This window comes from Phaeovulum sp. (genome assembly GCF_041596715.1).
Lineage (GTDB): Bacteria > Pseudomonadota > Alphaproteobacteria > Rhodobacterales > Rhodobacteraceae > UBA6213.
Genome location: NZ_JBFHIA010000362.1, coordinates 1 through 2,095 on the forward strand (window position 1 = coordinate 1; position 2,095 = coordinate 2,095).

Genomic DNA, 2,095 nt, shown 5'->3' on the forward strand with positions numbered 1-2,095 from the left:
GATGGGCTGGAGGTGGTGGTGCAACTGATCTCGTCTGACGCGGTTCAAGTAAAGGTGGGCGATCCGGTCATCATTGATGATTGGGGCGGAGATGTGCCGCTGCCGGGCAAGGTTCGCCGGATCGACCCCTTTGCGATCACCAAGTTCTCGGCGCTTGGCGTGGAAGAGCAGCGCGTACCCGTGACGATTTCGCTGACAGGCCCCGCCGAAGATCGCAGCGCGCTTGGCCACGGCTATCGGGTCGAGGCGCGCATTGTGGTCTGGCAGGCCGAGGATGCGGTGCGGGTGCCATCAAGCGCGCTTTTCCGTAGCGGCGAAGAAAGGGCGGTTTTCGTGGTGCGCGACGGTGTGGCGGTCAAACAGCCAGTTGAAATTGGCCGCAACAACGGCACGCTCGCCGAGGTCCGACACGGGCTTCAACTGGGCGATAGGGTCATTCTCTACCCCTCTGCCGCGGTGCTCGACGGCACCCGGGTGCAGCAACGCAAGGTAGAATGACCTTGGGGCATGGCCGCTGGTGCCTAGCGGTCGGCTGCGCGCACCGCCCCGCCAGCTTTACTGTGCCTCAGGGCCAATTGCCGGCCATCAAGGCGCGGGTTTCCGCGACCGCGACCTGCCAGATCGCCAGCATCTCTGCATCGGGTCGCTGGTAGTATCCGCCATAATTGCCGTCCCCCAGATAGTCGCGCACCGCCTTCGGGCCCAAGACCCGCAGCTTTTCAAGGTCAACCATCGGTTTGCGTTGGTCAGGCGGCACCTCGTCCGCAAGGCGGGTCCACGGGAAGTTTTCCATCCACGAGGCGTGCGAGGCGATAGGGTCGATTTCATGCACTTTGGCGAGTGTCTTGGGGGCGTTCCACCAGTTGTGAAACTTGACGGCGCATCCGGGGTTGTCGGCCATCCACTCAATCGAAAATGCCCCGGCAGGCGCGTTTCCTCCATGCCCGTTCACCAGTAGAAAGCGGCGAAAGCCTTGGCCGCGCAGGCTGTCGAGGATGTCGCGTAACAGGCGCACATAGGTTTCCATCCGCAGGCTGACAGAGCCGGGATATTCAAGGAAGTAAGGGGTCAGCCCGTAAGGGACGACTGGAAACACCGGAATCCCCAAGGGTTCGGCCGCATCGAGTGCGACCTTTTCTGCAAGAATCGAGTCGACCGAAAGCGAAAGCCCCGCGTGCTGTTCGGTGCTGCCAAGCGGTAGGACAGCAAGATCGTCGGTCTTGAGCCAGCGCTCGACCTGCCCCCAGTTCATCTCTGAAACTTTCATCCGGTTTCCTTTCTGACAGACGCGGCGCAACGATCTGCGCGCGTCGATCTGGCAAAGGCAAGCGGATTGCGCCAGAGCTATCGGCAAGGCGGGGTGGTCTGCCAAAATCGCTGTTGCAACCTGCGCGCACCCGCGAAATATGGATGGGTTGTCATTTGAACTAGTGCTTGGATCCGAGTGTTGAACACCACCCCCCAAAACCACGCGCCGGACATCGCCGAACTTATGCGGCACACCTCTGTGACCGGATGGCGTGATGGATTGGGCACCATTGCCCGCGTCGTGCGGATAGACATGCAAAGCCGCTGGTCGGTTGCAATCGCGCTTGTTTCAACGCTGATCGCGGCATCGATGCAGTTGCTCATACCGCGCCTTCTGGGCCGCGCGATCGACCAGACACAGCTTCTGGTTAGCGGCGCAGAAGAGTCCGCCGCGCGTTCGGCGTTGCTGGCTACGGCGCTGCTGGTGCTGCTGGTCTCGGTACTGCGCGGCGTCTTCACCACCTTGCAGAACTATTTCAGTGAATCGGTTGGGCATCATACCGGCTACGTGCTGCGCTTGGCCTATTACGAAAAGATCCAGAACCTCAGCTTTGGCTTTCACGACCGTGTCCACTCGGGCGACCTGATCACACTCGGGATGCTCGATCTTGAGGGCGTGCGGATGTTCTTTTCGACCGGGTTGGTGCGGATCGTGCTGCTGTCGATCCTGATCGGTATTGGTGGCTATATGCTGCTTTCGACAGACCTGCTGCTTGGCCTCATGGCGCTGAGCTTTGTGCCGTTCGTGGCATGGCGGTCGTCGGTGACGCAGCTGACCTTGCGCGGC

At 61.1% G+C, this 2,095-nt stretch carries 3 protein-coding genes; 2 read left to right on the forward strand and 1 reads right to left on the reverse strand.

The window, feature by feature from the left end:
• On the forward strand, positions 1-498 hold a 498-nt coding region (locus ABY403_RS16010; protein ID WP_372841807.1), incomplete at its 5' end, for an efflux RND transporter periplasmic adaptor subunit.
• Positions 499-565: 67 nt separating this feature from the next.
• Here the strand turns inward: ABY403_RS16010 and ABY403_RS16015 are convergent.
• Positions 566-1,267 (reverse strand): creatininase family protein, encoded by a 702-nt coding sequence (locus ABY403_RS16015; protein WP_372841808.1) that lies wholly within the window; start codon positions 1,265-1,267, stop codon positions 566-568.
• 180 nt (positions 1,268-1,447) lie between these two features.
• Between ABY403_RS16015 and ABY403_RS16020 the strand changes: the two genes are divergently transcribed.
• A partial coding sequence (locus tag ABY403_RS16020; RefSeq protein WP_372841809.1) for an ABC transporter transmembrane domain-containing protein occupies positions 1,448-2,095 on the forward strand: 648 nt, incomplete at its 3' end.

Excerpts from the sequence above, each read along its gene's own strand:
- ABY403_RS16015 (WP_372841808.1), bottom strand. The coding sequence starts at position 1,267 with ATGAAAGTTTCAGAGATGAACTGGGGGCAGGTCGAGCGCTGGCTCAAG.